We start from the raw sequence: 20,641 nt of genomic DNA on the forward strand, positions 1-20,641 counted from the left end.
GTGCTGAAATCGTCATTCCGCACGCGCGAATCGCGCAAGACGGCGGCATTTTCGCTGCCTACACTACGGACCATTCATCACAGTCAGGAGAGCAGTCGTGGCGCACATCTGGGAAGGCGTATGGCCTGCAGTCACCACCAAGTTCAACGCGGATTTCAGCATAGACCGCACGTGGACCGGCAAGAATATCGAAGCCCAGATCGACGCGGGCGTGGACGGCATCATCGTGTGCGGGTCGCTCGGGGAAGCGTCCACGCTGTCGCTCGACGAAAAGCTGGACGTGCTCGACATTGCCGTCGACGCCTCGCGCGGCCGCGTGCCGGTGCTGCTGACCATCGCTGAAAACAGCACGCTCGACGCCTCCCGCCAGGCCGAAGCAGGCGCCAAGCACGGCGCGGCCGGCTATATGGTGTTACCGGGGCTGCGCTATCTGTCGGACCGGCGTGAGACGCTGCATCATTTCCGCACGGTGGCGAATGCGAGCACGTTGCCGCTGATGATTTACAACAACCCGCTCGCGTACGGCGTCGACATGACGCCGGAGATGTTCGCCGAAATCGCCGATGAGAAGAAGATCGTCGCGATCAAGGAATCGTGCGGCGACGTGCGCCGGGTGACCGATCTGATCAATGTGGTGGGCGAGCGCTTCGCGATTCTGTGCGGCGTCGACAATCTGGCAATGGAAGCCATGCTGATGGGCGCACACGGCTGGGTGGCCGGTCTCGTCTGCGCGTTTCCGCAGGAGACCGTGGCGATCTACAAGCTGGTCAAGGCGGGGCGCCTCGAAGAAGCGCGCGCCATTTACCGCTGGTTTGCGCCGTTGCTGGCACTGGATGTTTCGCCGAAGCTGGTCCAGAACATCAAGCTGGCCGAAGCGATGGTAGGGCTCGGCACGGAACCGGTGCGGCCGCCGCGCCTGCCGCTCGCCGGCGAGGAACGCAAGGCGGTCGAAGCCTTGATTCGCCGCTCGCTGGAAACGCGTCCTGCGCTGCCCGCGCTGTAAGCCTCAACGGGGGCGGCCAGGCGGCAGGAAAGCGGTCGCAAAACAGCTCAGGCCGCCGCCTTTTCCTGCGTGGCGTCGCCCTGATGCAGACTCAACAGCCGGTAGCCACTCTTGTAGACCGGCTGCAGACGAAAGCCGTTTCCCTGATCGATCTCGAGCAAAAGACGCAGGCGCGACACGTGACTGTCGATGGTGCGCGTGAACTCGCGGAACTCGCGCCCCCACACCATCGCGAAGATGTGATCGCGCGACAGCACGCGGCCGATGTTCGCAAAGAACAGCGACGCCAGCCGGTATTGTGTGCCGGACAACTGGACCGGCTCGCCGCGCAGCGTGACGATCTGGCGAGTCGTATCGAAGTGGTATGGCCCGACGTCGAAGCTCGCCGCGCCATAGCGCTCCGGATACGCACGCCGCAACAGCGCCGCGACGCGCTCGCGGAATTCGGCGGGACGCACGGGCAAGGTCACGTAGTCGTCGGCGCCGGCGCAGAAGGCGCGCACCGCGCTCTCCTCGGTGCCGTCGTTTGACGCGAACATGACCGGCAGACGGTCGCCACCCACGGCCCGCACCGCCTTCAGCACATCGGCGCCAGACAGGCGCACGCCGTGCCAGTCGAGCACCAGAAGATCGACGGTCGAACGCGCGAGCGCCTTCGACATGCTCAGACCGTCGTCGTAGCTCACGCAGCTATGACTCGCCTGTATCAGAATTCTTTCGATTGTCTGACGCTGCAAGGGGTCGCGCTGAAGGATGGCAATACGCATGGGAAACGCTCTCAACTGATGGGTCGGACGCGATTCTGTGTTTGGCCCTGCCTCCCGCACATAGGAACAGTCCTAAATTAGCCGCCAATCGACATCCTCCGACAGACGCGCGCTGCGTTCCGACTCCCGTCGTCGACACTCCTGTTGCGGGCGCTGGAGTGCGTGCATGCGGCGTGCGATCCGGTCCGTCGCGCCAGCCTGCGCCAGCCTGCGGCGGCTCGCGCGGGGCCGCCCGATCCGCGAACTTGTTCAATCTAATTAAGCACTTCCAGCGGCTTTAACCGTCCTCCTGTAAGATCTGAGCTTGGTCAAAATCGTCCTCGCGCATGCCTTATCCCGGTGTGCGTGTCCGTGTTCCGTGCTCTACCTGGCGCCCCACACGTCTCGTGCGACGACCGCCGCGCCCATGCACGTCCACGCGCCGTGCGTGGCTTTCAATTCAAGCAAAGACATTGCAATGCAAGCAACGAATCTGGGTAGAGCACAGCCGGCCGCGGCCACCCGCTCCCTTGGTGCGAGCGACTACAAAACGCTCGCCCTCGCGGCACTCGGCGGCGCGCTGGAGTTTTACGACTTCATCATCTTCGTGTTCTTCGCGCCGGCGATCGGACAATTATTCTTCCCGCATTCCATTCCCGACTGGCTACGCCAGTTGCAGACCTTCGGCATCTTCGCGGCGGGCTATCTGGCGCGACCGCTCGGCGGCATCATCATGGCGCACTTCGGCGATCTGGTCGGCCGCAAGCGGATGTTCACGCTCAGCGTGCTGTTGATGTCCGTGCCCACGCTGCTGATGGGCCTGCTGCCCACCTACGCCAGCATCGGCCTGCTGGCGCCGGTGTTGCTGCTGGTCTTGCGCGTACTGCAAGGCGCGGCGGTGGGCGGCGAAGTGCCGGGCGCGTGGGTGTTCGTCTCCGAGCACGTGCCGCCGCGGCACATCGGCTATGCGTGCGGCACGCTCACTGCGGGGCTGACGGTGGGCATCCTGCTCGGTTCGCTGGTTGCCTCCGGCGTGAACCGCCACTTTGCGCCGGCCGAGATCACCGCCTTCGCCTGGCGCCTGCCGTTTCTGCTGGGTGGCGTGTTCGGCATGTTCTCGGTTTATCTGCGCCGCTGGCTGCATGAAACGCCGGTGTTTGCCGAACTGCAGCAGCGCAAGTCGCTCGCGGCGGAGATTCCGCTGAAAGCGGTGCTGCGCGACCATCGCCGCGCCGTGCTGGTGTCGATGCTGCTGACCTGGATGCTGTCCGCCGCCATCGTCGTCGTGATCCTGATGACGCCCACGCTGGTGCAAAAGCAGTTTCACATCGCCCCGGCAACGGCGCTGCTGGCGAACAGCGTGGCCACGCTGTGCCTGTCGGCGGGCTGCGTCGTGTCCGGCTCGATCGCGGGACGCATCGGCGCGGGGCGCACGCTCTTTATCGGCGGCCTTGCACTGGCGGTGTCGTACTACGTGATGTTCCAGCAGCTTGCTGTCGATGCCGCGAAACTGCTGCCGCTCTATGCGGTGACGGGTTTCCTCGTCGGCGTGGTCGGCGTCGTGCCGTTCGTGATGGTCAAGGCGTTCCCGGCGACCGTGCGCTTTTCCGGCATCTCGTTCTCGTACAACGTCGCCTACGCGGTGTTCGGCGGGCTCACCCCCATCATCGTTGCGCTGATGCTGAAGACCAATCCGCTGGCACCCGTGCTTTACGTGGGCGTGATCTGCCTGCTCGGCGCGGCCACGACGTTCCTGATCAAGGACGCGCCGACTGCCAGCCACTAGGCGGCGTCAGGGGGCACCAGGCCGCGCGAAGTGGCATTTTCACGGTGCCCGGCGCGCGGCCGGGCACACGGCATGCTGCACAACGGTTTTGCCCGGTCTCCCCGCGCTGCACGGCCTCGGTCAGGACGCTCCCTGCATCGACAGTTCAGGCCACATCGAAACGTCGCGTGGCAGGCGCGCGCTACGATGTTCCGTATGAAATCCGCCCTGACTCCCCTCGCCCCCAAGACCCCGTTCACGCGTCCGCTCGCGCGCATCGTCGCGACGGTCAGCATCGGGTTCGTCGTCACGCAGCTCGACGTCACCATCGTCAATATTGCGCTCGCCAACATCGGCGCGGAGCTGCATGCGAATGTCGCCGGCCTGCAATGGATCGTCGACGCCTACACGCTCGCCTTCGCCGTACTGATGCTGTCAGCGGGCGTGCTGGGTGACCGGCTCGGCACACGGCGTCTGTACGCGGCCGGCATTGCGGTGTTCGCGCTGGCGTCGCTCGCGTGCGGTCTCGCGCTCGATTCGACCATGCTGGTCGCCGCCCGCGCCGTGCAGGGCATCGGCGCGGCCGCGATGCTGCCCAATTCGCTCGCGCTGCTCAATCAGGCCTGCGGCCACGATCCGAAACTGCGCGCCCGTGCAGTCGGCCTATGGACCGCCGCGGGCGCCATTTCCATTGCGGCGGGGCCGGTGGTCGGCGGCATGCTGATCGCGGCGTTCGGCTGGCGCAGCATCTTCCTCGTCAATCTGCCGCTGTGCGCGGCGGGACTGCTTGCCACCCTCTTCTGGGTGCCGCAAACGCAAACGCAGAGGCAAGCACAAGCACAAGCACAGGACAAGACGCCAGGCGCCCGCCCGCGCGGCATCGACCTGCCCGGACAATGTCTCGCCGTCGTCACGCTGACCGCGTTCACCGGCGCGGTGATCGAATGCCGTCCGCTGGGACTGACTCATCCGCTGGTAGCAGGCGGATTTGTCCTGGCACTGATCGCCGCCATCGCATTCGTGATGACCGAGTCGCGCGTCGCCGCGCCCATGCTGCCGCCTGGCCTGTTCGGCAAACGGACCTTCAGCGCCGCCGTGCTGTTCGGCGTTTGCGTCAACCTGAGCTACTACGGCATGGTGTTCGTGATCAGTCTGTATCTGCAGCGGGTGCGCGGCTACACGCCATTGCAGGCGGGCCTCGCATTCCTGCCGCTGACGGGCGGCTTCCTGATCTCGAATGTGGCAAGCGGCTGGGTGGTGGGGCGCTACGGCGCGCGCGTGCCGATGATCATAGGCGCGATCACCGGCGCATCAGGCTACGCTCTGCTGTGCCTCGTCGACGCGACCACACCGCTGGCAGGGCTGCTGCTGCCGTTTCTGCTGATTCCGTCCGGCATGGGTCTCGCGGTGCCGGCCATGACGACGGCTGTGCTCGCGTCGGTTGACAGGCAGCGTGCCGGGACGGCGTCGGCCGTGTTGAATACGGCCCGTCAGGCGGGTGGCGCGGTGGGCGTGGCCGCCTATGGCGCGCTGGTGAGCGGTGCAGGCGCCGCGCATATCGTGAACGGCATGCAGGCCGCCACGGCGATCTCCGCGGGACTGCTGGTGGCGGGCATCGTGCTGGCGTGGCTGGTTCATCCGCAAGCGCATGCGCAGCAGGCATCCGACGACACCCACGCTAATGCCGCACCCATGCACTCCGCACATTCGGGCAGACGCGGTTGATCACGCCTGCTTGCAGCCCGCAAAACGCACAACACCCACGCTGCCTGCGTAGCGTGGGTGTTGTGCTTTCGAGCCGCAAAAACAGCGGCCGCACGACGCCGGTCATCCGGCGCTACAGCGCGGTCTCCTGAATCGTGCCGGTATCGAGCGCGCGTTCGATCAGTCCTTCGTTGCGCACCTTGCTGATTGCATTCGCGATCAGCTTCTCGGGGTCTTCGATCTCGGCCTTGATCGCACTGATGAATCCGGACGCGTCGAGGATCACGAGCGTCTCCGCCGAATCGGCGCGGCTGATGATCACACGATGCGGCGTCGGACCTTCGCCGAGACTCGCGCAAAACTGCATGGGATTGCCACCGATCGTTTGCTCAAAGCTTTGAATCATTGTCGACTCCTTGCAGACAGCCCGATTCGAAAACGCTTGCAAGCGCATGTCGATCACGCGCCCCCTCGCCACCACTCAATAAGAACTCAGGCCTCCCCGCGGCGTACGCGCCCCGTCGATACTGATACGGCCCGCGCCTGTCACGAATAGCAGCAGGAAGCCGCCCGCCAGACCAATGTTCTTCCAGAAGTGAATCACCATATCGTGCTGCATGACGGGATCCGTCGTGTTCCAGAAATCGTGCCCGAGGATCGCCGTGGCTACCGCGTACACCGCCATCACGAGCGCGAGCGGGCGAATCTTGAAACCCACGATCAGAAACAGGCCGCCCAGCACCTCGACCGCTGTCGCCAGAGGCGCCGCGATCTGCACGAACGGCACGCCCCTGCCTTGCAGATATCCGACGAAACCCGCGTAGCCCGCCAGTTTCATTACGCCGCCCCAGAGGAACAATACGGCCAGCGCAATGCGTGCGAGGAAAATTACGCCGGAATCGACGGGACGCGTCATGAGAGGAAGCTCCTGTTAGGGTGGTCAAACAAGTGACAGACCGGCGGCCGCGCTGTCAGTTCCCGGACGTTGTCTGTCAGAATATGTGGATTGGCGCGCTTTTCCAAGCAAAAACGCGCCTCGCCAGTACCTCTTCAAGTCAATTTCTCTCCCTTCGCAAACCGCTAAAACCCCCTGCGACGACTCGCCGCGCACGTCCGCGCTTGTTATAATCCTTTCACGAATTCGAAAAAAACCTAACGGATCTTCGCATCACGGGCCCGAGACTTCCATGCTGAAAACTGACCGCCTCCGCGCGCTCGCTGACGCGCTGGCAAGACAAAACGTGATGCGCCTGCGCGACGCCGCCGCGCTGCTGGGCGTGTCGGAAATGACGGTGCGCCGTGACGTCGCCGCGAGTCCGGGGCAATTCACCTACCTCGGCGGCTACATCGTCAGCGCCACCGACGTGCCGAACACCGCCGGCTATTCGCTGGAGCAGGAGAAGGACCATTTCGCGCAGGCCAAGGCAGAGGCATCGGCGCTGGCCGCACGGCTCATTACCGACAACGAGACGCTTTTCATCGATTGCGGCACCACGCTCGCCACGCTGGCGCGGCTGATCCCGGCCGAGCGGCACGTCACCGTGGTGTGCTATTCGCTGAACGTCGCGGAAATCCTGCGGCGCAAACCCAACGTGCGGATGATTCTGCTGGGGGGCGTCTACGTGCCGTCATCGGATTCGTTTGCGGGAGAAGAAAGCATCGAGGTGCTGCGCCGCATGGGCATCAACAAGGCGTTTATTTCGGCGGGCGGCGTCGATCAGGCGCGCGGCGTGACGTGCTGGAATTTTCACGAGGTCGGTTTGAAGCAGGCGGCCATGGCGAGCGCGGTTGAACGGCACCTGGTCGTCGATACCAGCAAGTTCGGCGTGGTCAAGGCCGTGCGCTTCTCGCAGGTCGACGACTTCGATTCGATCATCACCGAAAAAGGCCAGGAGTTGCGCAAGCGCAAGTGAGCCTCGCGCCCGCAGCCCGCGCCGGCGGTTCAGGGATACGTGGCGACTTCGATCAGGTTGCCGTCCGGATCGCGGCAATACACCGAAGTCATGGGGCCACGCGCGCCCGCTCGCGCAACCGGCCCCTCTTCGATCTCCACCCCTTCGGCCAGCCAGTGTGCCTTGACCGCTTCGGGGTTCGCGCGGGTCACAAAGCACAGGTCCGCACTGCCGGGCACCGGTGCCGCACTGGTGAACCATGCGAGCGTGCCGGCATCGTGCGGCCGCAGATTGATCTTGTGCGTGCCGAAGTGAACGGCGACCCGCGTACCCGAGCGCGAATCGAAATCCACCCTTTGCATGCCCAGCACGCGCACGTACCATGCGGCGCTGGCTTCGACGTCCGCTACGTTCAAAACGATATGGTCGATGCTATCTAACGAAAAGCTCATGATCGTGGCAGGTCAGTAAGGTTGGAAGAGGTCCGGGGTCAGCTTGTCTGGCCCGCAGCGAGAAGCCGGGAGCTCGCTTTACAATCGAATGTACCCTGAAAACCCGTCTGGAGATGCAATCATGAAGCAGATCGTCGAGGTCCCGGTTCTATCGCCTGCCATGCGTGCGATGGGTTTGCCCTTGTCGCCCGTGACAACCGGCGCGGGGCAGGTCTTCGTATCGGGCATTCCGCCATTCGATATCGTCACCGGCAAACTCGTGAAAGGCGATATCGAAACACAAACCGAGGCTTCGCTGGTCGCGCTCACGCATTGCCTCAAAGCCGCGGGCGCGTCGCTCGACGATGTGCTGATGGTACGCATCTACGCGGCGAACTCCGGCCACTATGCGGCCATCAACCGCGTCTACGCACGGCACTTTGCCGACCGTCCGCCGGCACGCACCTTCGTGCCGGTCGCGTCGTGGCCCAATGAGTTCGATCTTGAGATCGAATGTACGGCGGTGCTGCCGTAACGCCGCTGCGCGCCTGCATGGCGCGCATTGAAGATCGGCAAGCAGAAACAAGCAGAGGCAACCAGAAGTAACCTGACGCCTGAAGAGGAACCCCGCATGACACAGCTATTCGATCTGAGCGGCCGCACGGCGCTCGTGACCGGCTCGGCGCGAGGCATTGGCTTTGCGCTTGCCGAGGGACTTGCCGCGGCGGGCGCCAGCGTCGTGCTGAACGGCACGCATGCGGACACGGTCGCCGAAGCGGTCGCGCGTCTGCAGAGCAAAGGCCTCGGCGCGCATGGCCGCGCCTTCGACGTGACGAACGAACAGGCCGTGGCCGATGCATTCACGCAGTGGGATCAGGATGGCGTGCAAATCGACATCCTGATCAATAACGCCGGCATTCAGTTTCGCAAGCCACTCGTGGAGCTCGAATTGAGCGACTGGCAGCGCGTGATCGACACCAACCTGACGAGTGCCTTTCTCGTCGCCAAACAGGCCGCGAGGCGCATGATCGCCCGTGGCAGCGGCGGCAAGATCGTCAACATCGGTTCGCTCACCAGCGAAGCGGCACGCGCAACGGTCGGCGCCTATACCGCCGCAAAAGGCGGCATCAAGATGCTCACGCGTGCCATGAGCGCCGAATGGGCGTCGTCGAACATCCAGGCCAATGCAATCGGTCCGGGCTACATCCTGACCGACATGAACAAGCCGCTGGTCGACAACCCGGCCTTCGATGCGTGGGTCAAAAGCAGCAACCCGTCGCAGCGCTGGGGCAAACCGGAGGAACTGGTCGGCACCGCGGTGTATCTGGCATCGGCAGCGTCGAGCTATGTGAACGGCCAGATCATTTACGTCGACGGCGGCTGGCTGGCCGTGCTTTGAGCGCTTCGCAAGCAAGCCATTGAGAGCCTTACGCAGTCAGTCAGATGAACATCGAACCTCTGAGCGACGACAAGATCATCGAATCCTGGCAGCACAATGCGCAGCCATGGATTTCCGCCGTGCGTGGCGGCGAGATCGAGAGCCGCCGGCTGGTCACGGATACCGCGGTACTCGACGCCGTGCTGGCATGCCGGCCGGCAACGGTCATCGATCTCGGCTGCGGCGAAGGCTGGCTGGCGCTTGCGCTGCTCGCGCGCGGCATCGAGGTCACGGGAATCGACGCGATTGCAACACTCGTCGAAGCTGCGCGGCAAGCCGGCGTGAGCGACTGCCGGCTGATGTCATATGAACAGATTGCCGCCGGAGAGCTTGCCCTGCAGGCCGACACCGTGGTCTGCAATTTCTCGCTGCTCGGCAAACAAGCCGTGGACGATCTGCTGCGCGCCGTTCCCACCATGCTCAAGCCGGGCGGCAAGCTGGTCGTGCAGACCTTGCACCCGCTTGCGGCGTGCGGCGATCTGCCTTACGTGGATGGCTGGCGCCCCGGCTCGTGGGCGGGTTTTAGCGACGCATTCAGCGATGCGCCGCCCTGGTACTTCCGGACCCTGCACACGTGGATCGAATTGCTGCAGGCAAGCGGCCTCACGCTCGATGCCTTGCATGAACCGCTCAATCCCAACACCGCCAGGCCCGCATCCGTCATTTTCATCGCACACGTACGCGCCTCCCCCACACCGGATGAGTTGGACGTTTCACATCCCGCTGCCAATCTCCATGTCCCTAACAAAGATCCGATTCGGCGGGCGCGGCGCATTCCTCCAGACACGCCAGCCTGACCCGTTCGATCACGTCGGACCAGGCTTCGTCGGCAGAGCGCCGGAACAGCCGGACCGTCTCCGGATACCACGGCGAGTCCGCACGCTCGCGCAGCCAGCGCCAATCGACGCAGTGCGCCGGCAGCATCACCCAGCACGGCTTGCCCAGTGACGCCGCCAGATGCGCGGTAGACGTATCGACGCAAATGACCAGATCGAGTTGCGAGACGATCGCGGCGGTGTCGGCAAAATCGGTGACCTCGGAGCCGAGATGCAGCAGCGGTTGATCTGCGGGCGGCGACTGGGCCTCATCTTCGGCCTGCCCTTTTTGCAAGCTCACGAAGTTACAGCCCGGCACGCTCCAGAGTGGCGCGAGCGTCGTCAATGAAGGCAGCGAGCGGTTCGCATCATTCTGATGCTTCGGGTTGCCCTTCCACACAAGTCCGATTCTTCGACCAGGCGGCAGTGCGTCCAGTCGCACCCGCCATTGTTCGACGAGCCCCGGGTCAGGCCGCAGACGAACAACCGGCGGAATCGCCTCCACGGTGCTCGTCCCCAGATGCAGCGGCGCGCTGATCAGACTGGCCCAATAATCGAAGCCGGCAGCCTGTGCGAGCGCGCCCGCGTGATCGAGCACCGCATCGACACCGTCCAGCGAAGCGAACAGGCGATGCAGGCCGGTCATCCCGGCAAAGACCATGCGCTTGACGCCTTGCGCCTTGAGCAAGGGCAGATAGCGGGCAAACTGGATCATGTCGCCCAGACCATCTTCCTGCCAGACCAACACGGATTTCCCCGCAAGGGATTGTCCTTGCCACTGCGGGCAAGGTACCAGCGAGCGCGTTCTGTAGAAGACGAATTCGGGCTTTTCGTAGCGCGATTCGTAGAGCCGCCAGCCTTCTGCGAGCCGCCCGAGGCTCAGGAAAAGAATCGCGAGTGCAAACTGCGCGTCTTCATAGCCGGGGCGCAACGCGATAGCTTGGTGCAAGGAGGCCTGCGCCTCGGCCAGTTGCCCGAGTTCGACGAACACATTGCCGAGGTTGTAATGCGCCACAGCAAGGTCCGGACGCAGCGCCAGCGCCTGCTGGAACGCCGCCGCGGACTCGGGCAAGCGCTCGAGCGCATGCAGCACGGTGCCGAGGTTGTTGTACGACTCCACGCTGGCGGGGTTGAGCGCCAGCGCTTGCCGGTACGCCGCCTCCGACTCGGAGTGCCGCTTCATGTTGTGCAACACGATACCAAGGTTGTAGTGCGCGTCGACGTAGTCGGGACGCAGTGCCAGTGCCTGGCGGTAGCACGCCTCCGCTTCCGGCAGACGTTTCAGGTCGCCCAGCACGCTGCCCAGATTGCTGTGGGCCTCGGCGTAATCGGGACGAATCGATACCGCGAGGCGGCAGGCCAGTTCAGCTTCCCCGAGACGCTTGAAGCTTTTCAGCACGCTGCCGAGGTTGTTGAGGGCTTCCGCGTAGTGAGGACGGATCACCAGCGCCTGGCGGTACGCCGCCTCGGCCTCCGGCAGTCGATCCAGTTCCTTCAGCACATTGCCGAGGTTGTTATGTGCTTCGGCGCAAGCCGGGCGCAGCGCCAGCGACTGCCGGTAAGCACCCTCCGCCTCATGCAGGCGGCGTTGGTCGTACAGCACGATCCCCAGGTTGTAATGCGCCTCCGGATAGTCAGCGCGGATTGCCAGCGCCTGCCGGTAGGCCGCTTCGGCATCGTGCAGACGCTTCAGGTCGTACAGCACCGCGCCCAGATTGTTGTAAGCCTGCGCCTGATCGGGGCGGATCGACGCCACCGCGCGGAACATCGTCTCCGCCTCGTGCAGTCGGTTGAGCCCTTTCAGCAGAATTCCGAGGCTGTTGTAACCATCCACGAAATCCGGCTTCACCTTGATCGATTCAAGCCAGAAATGTTCCGCCTCGACCGCCCGCTTCAAACCGAGTGCACACACCGCGGCAACATTCAATGTCTCGGCGAGCACGGTCTTTTCGACCGCCTGAGGAGTTTTGAGCACCAGTTGTAGCAGGATCAACGCTTCTTCATATTTCCCGGCCGAACAGAGCAAAACCGCCGCCTGATGAAATTGCGGATTGGGAGGCGCAAGCGTCGATGCCGGTGTCATGTGGTGTGTTCAACGTGGATCAGGTCGGATGAAATAGTCATCCCCTCGTCTGCCCGAGCGGATGCGAGGGACCGTCGACCGAAAACGGAAGCGTCCACGATGAAGGTTACGGCAACGTAGGTGGGAGTGAAGCGCGGAAAAACGCGCGTTGGAGTGCGCTATTCAGTGGATGGCGCGCGGCGGGACATCGTAATCCGACGCATCGCGCCAGAGTGCGGCCCGACGCAACCGTGTGCGGAAAATTTCGGCGATCAGCGAAGCGCAATGATGGTTCTGACGCACAACGGCGCCGCAAGCCGGCACCCTTACGGGGTGCTTGCGACGCCTCATCTCACGTTCGAATCTGTGTTGCGTCAAGCGGCGCGGAAAATCGGCGCGCCCCACGGTGCACCGATGGAGCCGCCGTCGACGACGATCTCCGCCGCCGTGATTCCCGACGCATCATCCGATGCGAGGAACACCGCGGCCGCAGCCACCTCTTCGGCCAGCGCAAAGCGCGCCATCGGAATGCGCGAGGCGAGTGCGCCCTCCGTGCCGTCGATGGTCGCGCCCTCGCGTGCGCCGCGCGTCCAGATCGGCGTGCGCGTGCCGCCCGGAATCACGGTATTCACGCGAATGCCACGCTGCACCAGTTCAGACGCGAACACCTTCGCCATACCCGTGACGCCCGCCTTGGTGGCGGAATAAGCTGCTGAACCCGGCGAGCCCAGCTCGCGCATCACCGAACCGTTCAGGACGACCGAGGCACCCTCGCTCATCAAGGGCAGCGCTGCCTGAACCGTCAAAAAGACCGCCGTGAGATTGGTGCGAAGAATCGCCTCGAACGCCGCGGCAGTGGTATTGCCAAGCGGCGTCGGGCCGGAAATGCCGGCGTTGGCGAACACGACGTTGAGCGAGCCGAACGATTCCTGGATCTGCTTGATCATCGAATCAATCGCCACCGGGTCGTCCAGATCCGCCTGAATACCCAGCGCATTCTCGCCAAGCTCGGCCACGGCCTGATCCAGTTTGGCCTTGTCACGGCCGGTGATCGCCACCCGCGCGCCCTCGGCGATGAACCGTTTCGCCGCGGCGAAGCCAATGCCGCTGTTGCCGCCTGTCACAAGTACCGTCTTTCCATTGAAACGCATCATCCTTCTCCTATGTGTACGCCGCGAGACTCGCTCGCAAACAAAGCTCAGCATCCGAATTCTGCATGTTGATCATCATGCACAAATTCAGTATTATTCTCATCATGCAGATTGTCAAGTGTTGGCGAGCGCGAAGGGGCAAAAAAAATGGGCTATTCACAGGCACAAAAGGCCGAGAGCAAGCAGCGCGTGCTGGAAACGGCGTCGCGGCAAATCCGTGAAAACGGTATCGAGGCGCTGGGCGTGGCCGAGTGCATGCGCAGCGCGGGACTGACGCATGGCGCGTTTTACGGTCATTTTTCGTCACGCGACGCGTTGATCCTGGAAGCGCTCGAGCATGCGGTCGTGCAAGGCGAGAAGCGCATGGTCGCGCTCGCTGCCGATGCGAAGAAGCGGGAGATCACGCCGCTGCAGTCCATCGCCGAGAGTTTCCTGAGCGACCGTCATCTGAAGAATCCGGGCAACGGCTGTGCGCTGTGCGCGCTGGCTGGCGAAGCGCGGCATGCGAACCTCGAAGTCCGGGAACTGCTGACGCGTTATGTGCATCAGCTGGCATCGCACATCGCGCAGGCGCGGTCGAGCGACCACGAAGAGTTGACGCTGGGGATCGTGGCAACCATCGTCGGAGCCGTCACGCTCGCGCGCGCGGTGGACGACGACAAGCTGGCGAAATCGATTCTGGCCGGCTCGCTTGCGCTGGTGATGGCGCAGGACAGCGTCGTGCAGTAGCACGAGGGGTCAGCGCATCGCGCGAGGCAACTAGAGATGCGATTCGATCGGCAGAATCGACATGAACCACACACCCAGCCTCCCGTACCAGCTCGTATTGGGTTCCGTGTCGTAGCGGATCTGCCGGTCGCCGTCCTGCTCGAGCCAGTAGACCTTGCCGTTCTGGTCAAGACGCACGATGTAGGCCACCCGTGGCACAAGCTTGATGAACGCCTCTTCGATCTGGCTCGCCAGTTGCGGACTGTCGATGATGAAGCCCAGCTCCGTGTTCAGGTTTGCCGAGCGTGGATCGAAATTGAACGAACCGACAAAAACGCGGCTCGCGTCCACCGCAAAAGTCTTCGCGTGCAAGCTCGAACCGGAACTGCCGAAGCGGCCACCCCGCCCCTCCTTGTCCGGGTCGGTGCCCGGCAAGCGGCGTAGCTCGAAAAGTTCGACGCCGCCTTTGAGCAGTTCGACACGCCGCTTCGCGTAACCGGAATGCACGGCGGCGACGTCGGTTGCTTCGAGCGAATTGGTGAGCACCCGTACTTCGACGCCGCGCGCCGCGAGCTGCGTGAAATACTGCGTACCGGCACGGGTCGGGACGAAATACGGCGACACGAGGTCCAGCTCGTGCACCGGGTCGCCGAGGATATCGTGCAGCTGATGCAATACGAGCGTTTCCGACTGCGCCTGGTTCAAGCCCTTCGCGGGATCGTCGCTGACCATGCGCGCCTTCGCCCATTCGAACGGCAGCGACCCCTCCGCGATTCGATGCACGAACGGCAGATCGCGCAACGCGGCGACATACTCCGCAGCAGCCGGGTCACGCTCAACTATCAGCGCCTTTCGCTTCAGATCGTCAAGTTGGTCGGGCGTGGCCGGCGCAATGATGCGATCTACCGGATACGACGAAGCACTCGCCCAATAACGATCGAAGTCGTGCGCGACGTCATCGGCGGCTGGACCGATCGCGAGCACGTCGAGGTCGGCGAACACCACCCCGTCCGTCGCGCCGAAGTATTCGTCACCGATGTTGCGGCCCCCGAAGATCGTTGCCGTGCCATCCGCCGTGAACGATTTGTTGTGCATGCGCCGGTTGGCACGAGAAAAATCCGTGAGGAATCCAATGGATTTTGGTTTGCGGACGACAAACGGGTTGAACAGACGCACTTCAATGTTCGGATGTGTCTGAAGCGCCGCCAGCACCGGATCGAGGCTTGAGGGTATGCCGTTGTCATCCAGCAGGAGACGCACGCGAACGCCACGGTCCGCTGCTGCATGGAGCTCCTCCAGCAGCAGCGTGCCGGTCAGATCGTTGCGCCATATGTAGTATTGGACGTCCAGCGTGCGCTGCGCGGCACGCGCCAGAAATACGCGTGCTGCGAAGGCCGCATGCGGGTCCTGAAGGGGATAGATGCCGGACAGGCCTGGGTGCATGGCCAACTGACCGGCCACCGCGCGGCCGAGTTGCGTATTCTCGGCTTGCGTACGACTCAGCGCCACGGATTGCGTGCGATTGTCGAGCGAAGGCAGCGCACATCCCGTGCACATGCAGACGCAAGCCAGCAACGCCGCGAGCATGCAGAGTGCGCGACGCGTCGCGCGGGGCGTGACGGCAAGCAGCACAGGCATCATGAGCGGGCCTCCACGGCGGATATAGCCAGTGACCTTCGACAAGCTGAAAACATCCTTGCCTCAAAGGTAATCAGCCGACCCGATTGTAAGGCGCCCGCACTTTGCCGTCGAACCGCTGTTCGAGCGGCTGGTTGTCATTAGTCGATCAGGCCGCGCACATACCGAACCTCGGTCAGCTCAGCGCCACCCATGCGGATTGTCTTGCGCGAACCACTCGAGTCGTCTTCCAGGAAGCCGCAGCGCCGGTAAAACTCAATTGCTCGCCGATTTTCCGCCAGCACCCATAGCGCGATGCACCGATAGCCCGCATCATGTAGCAGATGCTGTGCCGCGTCGCTCAAGCGCTTGCCCACTCCCTCGCCCCACATCGACGGTAGCACGTAGAGCGCTTCCACCTCGGCCCATTGCTTGTCCTTGTCGGCATCCCGACAGGCGCCGAATGCAACCCACCCCGCGACTGCATCGTCCACGCAGGCAAGCAGGACGCGCATACGCCTCGCTTCAAGCGACCTCCGCCACATTTGAGCGCGTGCCGCGACGGACAACTCCTTTAGAAATTGTGCCGGCATGATCCCGTCGTAGGCGGCCTGCCACGAAAGGACATGAACCTTCGCGATGGCTTCGGCATCGTCCGCCGTCGCCTCGCGAATTTCTACGAACGGCGTGGTGGTGGCCAGATTGGCGACGAACGCCGGCGCGCGAGCCGGCGCTGGCCAGCGATATCCCAGCACCGAGTCACGCGGATACGCATTTTCACAGACGCAACCAAGCTGGTTGCCGCCCAGCAAATAGACAGATTGCTCATCAGCATGCAGAAAGAAGCCCACGTGGCCCTTCCAGCTGTCCGGTTCATCGCGGTACAACACGGCCACGCAGCCGGCAACAGGCTGCGCAAGCGGCTCCCCCCATTCGAGCCACGAACGCGCTAACGCGGAAGCGGTACCGGCAATCTGCACCTGCGCCATGCACCAGTTGACGAACGACGAGCACCACGAGGCCTTATCGTCGTAACCGCGAATGTTGGTGTGCGCGTGGTATTCCGTGATGCGCGGATTGCTCTGGCCAGGCGGATATTGCGCAACACCCATTTCAATTCGAGCAACCGCAAGCCAGCGCGGCACTTCGTTCAAACCGGGATCGTGCTTAGGATCATCCATCGTGCGTATTGTGTCTAGCGTCGCCGCTTGTCGTAAAGACCGGGGATCTTGAGGCGCGGTCTGCCGCCAGACCGCGCCGTCAGTCGCTTAAGGCTTCATCAACAGGTAATACCCAAAGCCAAGCGTCGAGCGTCCCCACTTGAGGTAAGCCATGTGCCAGTTCTGCATGCGCGCGCTAAAGGCCGCGGCCTCCGGATCATCAGGATGATCGCCAAGGTAGCGCATCATCGCATTAGAGTACTTGCCTTCGTACTCGTCCCATTCGTCATCGCTGCTGGTTGCCGTGCGCAACACGACATAGCCGCATGCTCGCGCCCGCTCCGCGTTTTGCGCGTGCGTGCCGAACTCGTCATGCGTGCCGTCGATCGCCGCCAGATAGTCAGCGCGCGGTGGCTGCTTCCAGTAGCCGTCGGCAATCAGCAGACGGCCACCCGGCTTGAGCCATTCGAAGCAGATTTGCAGACACTGGTCGAACGACCCGAACGCATGAACCGATCCCACGCACAACACGGCCGCATACGCCTCGTGCGGCCTCGGATGCTCCAGCACGGCAGACTCGACGAGGCGCAGTCGCCCGGGGTCGCCGCGCCACTCCTCGCGTGCGCCAAGAAGAAAGCTCGCATTGATATCGACGCCGACCCCGGAGCACGGAGACAGTTCAAGCGCCTTGCGCAAAAGCGCGGCCTTACCACAGCCCGCGTCGAGCACGATATCGTCGTTATTCAAACCATCGCAAAGACTGCGGATCAATTGCAGCGCTTTATCAGACGACAATGGGCTCAGATATTCATGATCGCGGTGTGCAATCGTCGAGAAGCGGAAACGGTTGTCGATTTGACTGGACATGATTCCATTACATTGAAAAGGTTTGGGGAAAGCATCACGGAACCTCTGCAAATAACTTTCATATCCAAACCTCCAATGCCATTAAATGGAATTCGCGGCCATACATATTGAGTCAGAAAATAAATCCTGACCATGCATGCCCAGGATACACGGCGCGAGAGTCGAATGCGTGCGACGGGACTCAGTGCAGGCCTGCTCGCACTCGCCCTGCATAGGCGTCTTCATTGTTCTGTTCGGGGTCGACCAGATAGTCGACGAATTGCTGGGTGGCCGGATCCATGATGAAGCTGGCAGCCGAGCTGGCAGCGAGAATTGCCGCGCTTTCCTGCGGCTTCGCGATGACGTAGCCCTGCACATAGTCCACGCCGATCTCCTTGAGCGCGCGCAGCGTCTCGGCGTCCTCCACCCACTCCGCGATGCTGCGCATGCCCAGATTGCGCGCGAGCGCGATGATCGCTTCGACGATCGCGGTATCCGCCGGATGCGCGCACATGGTGCGAATGAATTCGCCGTCAATCTTCAGCGCGTCCGCTGAGAGATCTTTCAGATACTTGAACGACGTGTAGCCCGCGCCGAAGTCGTCGAGCGCAATCTTGCCGCCCATATCGTGCACGCGCGAAATGAAACGCTGGGTGTTTTCCAGATCGTGCAGCGCGACGCTTTCCGTGATTTCGAGGCACAGATAACGCACGATGGACCGATGCCGCGCAAACAGCGCGAAGATGTCTTCCATGAACTGCTCGTCGTTGAGCGAGCCGCCGCTCAGATTGACGCAGACAAAGCGCGTCTTCGTCAGCGAATGCCGGTTCGTCTCGATCCATTCGAGCACCGTACTCATCACCCATCTGTCGATTGCGGCAATATTGCCCGACTCCTCCGCCGCGACGATCACCTTACCCGCCGGCAGCGTCGAGCCGTCCGGCGCGCGCCAGCGCAGCAGCACTTCGAAATCGAGCGAACCGGTCGGGTCCGAGAGCGACATGATGGGCTGCATCACAAGGAACAGGCCCGGCGGCAGACGGTTTTGTCCGAGCGTCTCGACGAGCATCAGTTCTTTGGCACGCTCCTCGAACGCCGCCGCACCCTTGCGATAGGTGACCAGGTGCCCGTGCGCGACGTTCTTCGCTTCGCGACAGGCACCGTCCGCGTGCGACAGAACGTCCTGCACCCGCACGCCGGGCGAGCATTCCACGAGGCCGATCGACGCCTTCACCTGAAAGGCGCAGTTACCAACCTGGTACGGCGCGGCGCTCAACACCGTGACGAGTTCGCGGCATTGCGCGATCGCATCGTCAATGTTCGTGTTGCTCATGACGCAGATGAACTCGTCGCCGCCAATCCGCCCCACCGCATATTCAGGCCCAACGAGCGCGCGAGTGCGCGCAGCGACCTGCTTGAGCACCTCGTCGCCTGCCCGATGACCGAACAAATCGTTGACCAGTTTGAAGCGGTCGAGGTCGATATACGCCAGCGCCCAGGGCAGCACCTCTTCACTCTGCTGCGCGACGGCCTGCTCCACGCCGCGCCGGTTCAGCGAGCCCGTCAGAGGATCGTGTTCGGCCAGGAAGTGCAGCCGTTCGATCGCTTTCGAGCGTTCCGTCACGTCCTGCAACGAGCCTTCAATCCAGCCATTCGAGCGCGTCGCCTTGAGCGAGTAGCGCCGTTCGGCAGTGCCGCTCTCCACGGATCCGCCGAGTTCCAGCTCGCCTTCGCTGCCCTTTTGCGCCAGCGCCTGCAACGAACCCCAGGCGCCGGCTTCGAAGTAATGCTTCCAGTGACGGCTCCTGTATTCGGCTTTCTGCAGATCGAGCATGGAACGCAAGGCCGGATTGGCGCGCACGAAGTGCCCCTGTTCATCCAGCGTGAACAGCCCGATCGGCGTGACCTCGTAGGTGTTGCGCAGTTCAGTCTGCATGCGGCGGCGGCGCTCGCGCTCGGCGCGCATCTGCTCGGCAATCGCGAACGCGGCCATCATGCTCGACGACAAGGCCCCAAGAACCGGGCTCATGCCTGCAGTCAACGAGGGGATGCCGAAGGCCGCGCCCAGCACTTCGGAGAAAGTCGCGACCAGCACCACGGCCAGCGACGCCACGTACCACATCACCGTACGCGAGCGCGCCTTCCACACCAGGCGCGCCAGCAGGAAGATCAGCACGCTGATGCCGAACCCGCCTATGCCCCACAGCACCGGGATAAACAACGAGTAAGGCAATGGGAAGGCCAGAACCAGCATCACCAGACCCGCGTACTGTCCGGCACGCAGCAGCCACTCATAACCGATGCGCTTGAGTTCGCGCCTGAACAGCTGGCTAAAGAGCGCGCCGGTCAGCAGGTAATACGCCGCGAATGTGACCCTGCGCAGCAGCGAGAGGTCGCCGGCCGGAATGACCCTGTCGAGCCACTCGTTGTCCCAACCCATCGCATTCGCGCACAGGCGCAGATTGCCGACCAGCCACACCGCAAAGATCACATAGGTCCACTCGCGGTTGATCAGCGCGGTGACGAATACGAACACCGCGAGCGTGAGCAATCCTCCCGCGATCAGGCCGGAGCTTTCCTGGAAGTCGAGTTCTGAATTGCGTAATCCGCGGTAATCCCAGTCCACCACGGTGAGCTGCGCGGGGCCGGAAAATGTGCCGCGGCAAAGCAAGGCTTGCGGCTCCGACAAGCGCCCGAGGAGCAGGGCAAAACCAGCCTTCGACACGCGGATCGATCCGGTGGTGCCAAGCCGGTCCCCGCGTCCGAGCGGCTGCAAGGTGTCGGCGCGCCAGCATTCCGCCATTTGGGCATGGCGGGAGGGAAGTTCGATCAAGGTGGTGCGATGGCCGCCTGCGTCGACCGGCGCGGTGAACGTGAACCAGATAGGCGTTTCGGCGAGGCGGGTGCGAAAGCTGGTGACCGCCGGACCGCTCGCGAGCCGCTCCAGCGCCTGTGCGGGCGTCAACATGCCGGACGTGTCGTTGATGACGCTAAAAGAAAGTTGCGTGCCGCCGCTTGCCGGGAACTGGCGTGGCAAAAAGATGAGTGCCACCAACGCTCCAAGCGCAATCAACGCCGGCACGGTGTAAACCGAGAAAGCGTACAGCGCCTGATCGAGCCACGATCCGGTGCGCCTGACTTTGAAGCGGGAAAAAGCACCAGACAGACCCATACCTGCAACTCTCCCCGGAGTATTGCCTTATTACGTGATTGCGGCGCTGCGGCCTACCGCCCCGAACCATGCCGCCGCGCCGCCACGTGTGTCTCGTTGACCGGATTCGCGTGCCAATCCGGCCTTATGTG

General features: G+C 63.2%; 18 protein-coding genes and 1 pseudogene. 8 read left to right on the forward strand and 11 right to left on the reverse strand.

Going from position 1 to position 20,641, the window contains the following annotated elements:
* Positions 1 to 97 precede the first annotated feature (97 nt).
* Entirely contained in the window at positions 98 to 1,003 is a 906-nt protein-coding gene (locus VGH41_RS08035) for a dihydrodipicolinate synthase family protein (RefSeq protein ID WP_331596836.1), read from the forward strand.
* 47 nt (positions 1,004 to 1,050) lie between these two features.
* On the opposite strand, the gene VGH41_RS08040 is transcribed toward VGH41_RS08035, so the two are convergent.
* Positions 1,051 to 1,770: a response regulator transcription factor gene (locus tag VGH41_RS08040; protein WP_331596837.1), complete on the reverse strand. Its 720-nt coding sequence runs from the start codon at positions 1,768 to 1,770 to the stop codon at positions 1,051 to 1,053.
* A gap of 457 nt (positions 1,771 to 2,227) precedes the next feature.
* Here VGH41_RS08040 and VGH41_RS08045 point away from each other — a divergent pair, with 457 nt between their 5' ends.
* Entirely contained in the window at positions 2,228 to 3,535 is a 1,308-nt protein-coding gene (locus VGH41_RS08045) for an MFS transporter (RefSeq protein ID WP_331596839.1), read from the forward strand.
* 186 nt (positions 3,536 to 3,721) lie between these two features.
* Complete coding sequence (locus tag VGH41_RS08050; RefSeq protein WP_414696622.1) at positions 3,722 to 5,239, forward strand: MFS transporter; 1,518 nt, start codon at positions 3,722 to 3,724, stop codon at positions 5,237 to 5,239.
* A gap of 112 nt (positions 5,240 to 5,351) precedes the next feature.
* Here the strand turns inward: VGH41_RS08050 and VGH41_RS08055 are convergent, their stop codons facing one another.
* Positions 5,352 to 5,624 carry a hypothetical protein gene (locus tag VGH41_RS08055; RefSeq protein WP_331596841.1) on the reverse strand — a complete coding sequence of 91 codons (273 nt, stop codon included), beginning with the start codon at positions 5,622 to 5,624 and terminating at the stop codon, positions 5,352 to 5,354.
* Between the two features lie 75 nt (positions 5,625 to 5,699).
* On the reverse strand, positions 5,700 to 6,134 hold the full coding sequence (locus tag VGH41_RS08060; protein ID WP_331596842.1) for a DoxX family protein: 435 nt from the start codon (positions 6,132 to 6,134) through the stop codon (positions 5,700 to 5,702).
* A 271-nt stretch (positions 6,135 to 6,405) separates the two neighbouring features.
* Between VGH41_RS08060 and VGH41_RS08065 the strand changes: the two genes are divergently transcribed.
* Positions 6,406 to 7,131 (forward strand): DeoR/GlpR family DNA-binding transcription regulator, encoded by a 726-nt coding sequence (locus VGH41_RS08065; protein ID WP_331596843.1) that lies wholly within the window; start codon positions 6,406 to 6,408, stop codon positions 7,129 to 7,131.
* Between the two features lie 29 nt (positions 7,132 to 7,160).
* On the opposite strand, the gene VGH41_RS08070 is transcribed toward VGH41_RS08065, so the two are convergent.
* On the reverse strand, positions 7,161 to 7,562 hold the full coding sequence (locus tag VGH41_RS08070; protein ID WP_331596844.1) for a VOC family protein: 402 nt from the start codon (positions 7,560 to 7,562) through the stop codon (positions 7,161 to 7,163).
* A 121-nt stretch (positions 7,563 to 7,683) separates the two neighbouring features.
* On the opposite strand from VGH41_RS08070, the gene VGH41_RS08075 reads away from it, so the two are divergent.
* The 3 genes from VGH41_RS08075 (at position 7,684) to VGH41_RS08085 (ending at position 9,776) form a co-directional block, all read left to right on the forward strand.
* Positions 7,684 to 8,076 (forward strand): RidA family protein, encoded by a 393-nt coding sequence (locus VGH41_RS08075; protein WP_331596845.1) that lies wholly within the window; start codon positions 7,684 to 7,686, stop codon positions 8,074 to 8,076.
* Between the two features lie 96 nt (positions 8,077 to 8,172).
* Positions 8,173 to 8,940, forward strand: a complete 768-nt coding sequence (locus VGH41_RS08080) for an SDR family oxidoreductase (RefSeq protein ID WP_331596846.1) — start codon at positions 8,173 to 8,175, stop codon at positions 8,938 to 8,940.
* 44 nt (positions 8,941 to 8,984) lie between these two features.
* Positions 8,985 to 9,776, forward strand: coding sequence for a class I SAM-dependent methyltransferase (locus VGH41_RS08085; RefSeq protein ID WP_331596847.1), 792 nt, complete (start codon positions 8,985 to 8,987; stop codon positions 9,774 to 9,776).
* On the opposite strand, the gene VGH41_RS08090 is transcribed toward VGH41_RS08085, so the two are convergent.
* Together VGH41_RS08090 and VGH41_RS08095 are read right to left on the reverse strand one after the other, a co-directional pair.
* A complete protein-coding gene (locus VGH41_RS08090) occupies positions 9,721 to 11,877 on the reverse strand; it encodes a tetratricopeptide repeat protein (protein ID WP_331596848.1) in 2,157 nt (718 codons plus the stop codon). The genes VGH41_RS08085 and VGH41_RS08090 overlap by 56 nt on opposite strands.
* A gap of 353 nt (positions 11,878 to 12,230) precedes the next feature.
* Entirely contained in the window at positions 12,231 to 13,007 is a 777-nt protein-coding gene (locus VGH41_RS08095; protein ID WP_331596849.1) for an SDR family NAD(P)-dependent oxidoreductase, read from the reverse strand.
* 147 nt (positions 13,008 to 13,154) lie between these two features.
* On the opposite strand from VGH41_RS08095, the gene VGH41_RS08100 reads away from it, so the two are divergent.
* Positions 13,155 to 13,736 carry a TetR/AcrR family transcriptional regulator gene (locus tag VGH41_RS08100; RefSeq protein ID WP_331596850.1) on the forward strand — a complete coding sequence of 194 codons (582 nt, stop codon included), beginning with the start codon at positions 13,155 to 13,157 and terminating at the stop codon, positions 13,734 to 13,736.
* Between the two features lie 30 nt (positions 13,737 to 13,766).
* Here VGH41_RS08100 and VGH41_RS08105 read toward each other — a convergent pair whose 3' ends face one another.
* The 5 genes and pseudogenes from VGH41_RS08105 to VGH41_RS08125 all read right to left on the reverse strand — a co-directional run bounded on the left by VGH41_RS08105 (position 13,767) and on the right by VGH41_RS08125 (position 20,510).
* A complete protein-coding gene (locus VGH41_RS08105; protein WP_414696624.1) occupies positions 13,767 to 15,353 on the reverse strand; it encodes a phospholipase D family protein in 1,587 nt (528 codons plus the stop codon).
* Between the two features lie 140 nt (positions 15,354 to 15,493).
* On the reverse strand, positions 15,494 to 15,925 hold the full coding sequence (locus VGH41_RS08110; RefSeq protein ID WP_331596910.1) for a GNAT family N-acetyltransferase: 432 nt from the start codon (positions 15,923 to 15,925) through the stop codon (positions 15,494 to 15,496).
* A 141-nt stretch (positions 15,926 to 16,066) separates the two neighbouring features.
* Positions 16,067 to 16,513 (reverse strand): annotated as a pseudogene (locus VGH41_RS08115) (TIGR02594 family protein); the annotation flags it as partial.
* Between the two features lie 87 nt (positions 16,514 to 16,600).
* Entirely contained in the window at positions 16,601 to 17,359 is a 759-nt protein-coding gene (locus tag VGH41_RS08120) for a class I SAM-dependent methyltransferase (RefSeq protein WP_331596851.1), read from the reverse strand.
* Positions 17,360 to 17,540: 181 nt separating this feature from the next.
* The gene (locus tag VGH41_RS08125; protein ID WP_331596852.1) at positions 17,541 to 20,510 is read right to left on the reverse strand and encodes a putative bifunctional diguanylate cyclase/phosphodiesterase; all 2,970 of its coding nucleotides are present in this window, start codon (positions 20,508 to 20,510) and stop codon (positions 17,541 to 17,543) included.
* Positions 20,511 to 20,641 lie beyond the last annotated feature (131 nt).

Source organism: Paraburkholderia sp. (genome assembly GCF_036488795.1).
Classification (GTDB): Bacteria; Pseudomonadota; Gammaproteobacteria; order Burkholderiales; family Burkholderiaceae; genus Paraburkholderia.

What these genes read in the sequence shown, in the direction of transcription:
- VGH41_RS08050 (WP_414696622.1), top strand. Translation starts at nt 3,722, where the DNA reads ATGTTCCGTATGAAATCCGCCCTGACTCCCCTCGCCCCCAAGACCCCG.
- VGH41_RS08060 (WP_331596842.1), bottom strand. Translation starts at nt 6,134, where the DNA reads ATGACGCGTCCCGTCGATTCCGGCGTAATTTTCCTCGCACGCATTGCG.
- VGH41_RS08100 (WP_331596850.1), top strand. Translation starts at nt 13,155, where the DNA reads ATGGGCTATTCACAGGCACAAAAGGCCGAGAGCAAGCAGCGCGTGCTG.
- VGH41_RS08110 (WP_331596910.1), bottom strand. Translation starts at nt 15,925, where the DNA reads ATGCCGGCACAATTTCTAAAGGAGTTGTCCGTCGCGGCACGCGCTCAA.
- VGH41_RS08085 (WP_331596847.1), top strand. Translation starts at nt 8,985, where the DNA reads ATGAACATCGAACCTCTGAGCGACGACAAGATCATCGAATCCTGGCAG.
- VGH41_RS08040 (WP_331596837.1), bottom strand. Translation starts at nt 1,770, where the DNA reads ATGCGTATTGCCATCCTTCAGCGCGACCCCTTGCAGCGTCAGACAATC.
- VGH41_RS08105 (WP_414696624.1), bottom strand. Translation starts at nt 15,353, where the DNA reads ATGCCTGTGCTGCTTGCCGTCACGCCCCGCGCGACGCGTCGCGCACTC.
- VGH41_RS08055 (WP_331596841.1), bottom strand. Translation starts at nt 5,624, where the DNA reads ATGATTCAAAGCTTTGAGCAAACGATCGGTGGCAATCCCATGCAGTTT.
- VGH41_RS08090 (WP_331596848.1), bottom strand. Translation starts at nt 11,877, where the DNA reads ATGACACCGGCATCGACGCTTGCGCCTCCCAATCCGCAATTTCATCAG.
- VGH41_RS08045 (WP_331596839.1), top strand. Translation starts at nt 2,228, where the DNA reads ATGCAAGCAACGAATCTGGGTAGAGCACAGCCGGCCGCGGCCACCCGC.
- VGH41_RS08125 (WP_331596852.1), bottom strand. Translation starts at nt 20,510, where the DNA reads ATGGGTCTGTCTGGTGCTTTTTCCCGCTTCAAAGTCAGGCGCACCGGA.
- VGH41_RS08065 (WP_331596843.1), top strand. Translation starts at nt 6,406, where the DNA reads ATGCTGAAAACTGACCGCCTCCGCGCGCTCGCTGACGCGCTGGCAAGA.
- VGH41_RS08080 (WP_331596846.1), top strand. Translation starts at nt 8,173, where the DNA reads ATGACACAGCTATTCGATCTGAGCGGCCGCACGGCGCTCGTGACCGGC.
- VGH41_RS08075 (WP_331596845.1), top strand. Translation starts at nt 7,684, where the DNA reads ATGAAGCAGATCGTCGAGGTCCCGGTTCTATCGCCTGCCATGCGTGCG.
- VGH41_RS08120 (WP_331596851.1), bottom strand. Translation starts at nt 17,359, where the DNA reads ATGTCCAGTCAAATCGACAACCGTTTCCGCTTCTCGACGATTGCACAC.
- VGH41_RS08070 (WP_331596844.1), bottom strand. Translation starts at nt 7,562, where the DNA reads ATGAGCTTTTCGTTAGATAGCATCGACCATATCGTTTTGAACGTAGCG.
- VGH41_RS08095 (WP_331596849.1), bottom strand. Translation starts at nt 13,007, where the DNA reads ATGCGTTTCAATGGAAAGACGGTACTTGTGACAGGCGGCAACAGCGGC.